This window comes from Streptomyces nanhaiensis, from assembly GCF_046614825.1.
Classification (GTDB): Bacteria; Actinomycetota; Actinomycetes; order Streptomycetales; family Streptomycetaceae; genus Streptomyces; species Streptomyces radiopugnans.
Genome location: NZ_JBKJFM010000416.1, coordinates 1 through 358 on the forward strand (window position 1 = coordinate 1; position 358 = coordinate 358).

Below are 358 nucleotides of genomic sequence, written 5' to 3' on the forward strand. Positions count from 1 at the left end.
GCCCGGACCGCCGGCGCCCTGCGCGCACAGGCCCGGCAACTCCGCGAGTACGTCGATCAGCGGCCCGACCTGGATGCCGTGGCCGTCGCCGGCACACTCGTCCACGGACGCGCCCTGTTCGAACACCGCGCCGTGGTCCTCGCTGAGGCGCCTGATGCCGTCGCCGCCGCGCTCGACGCGCTTGCCACCGAGCAGCCTCACACCCACCTGGTCCAGGGCCAGGCCAAGAACACCGGCAAGACCGTGTTCGTGTTCCCCGGACAGGGGACGCAATGGGCCGGTATGGGCGCGGACCTCCTGGACACCGTGCCGGTGTTCGCGGAATCCATCGCCCGGTGCGAGACAGCGCTCGCGCCGC

General features: G+C 72.6%; 1 protein-coding gene and 1 pseudogene. Both read left to right on the top strand.

What is annotated here, in order from left to right; all coding sequences use genetic code 11:
* Window positions 1-18 precede the first annotated feature (18 nt).
* Window positions 19-129 (top strand): annotated as a pseudogene (locus tag ACLIYP_RS30880) (hypothetical protein); the annotation flags it as partial.
* A 3-nt stretch (window positions 130-132) separates the two neighbouring features.
* A partial coding sequence (locus ACLIYP_RS30885) for an acyltransferase domain-containing protein (RefSeq protein ID WP_412716355.1) occupies window positions 133-358 on the top strand: 226 nt, incomplete at its 3' end.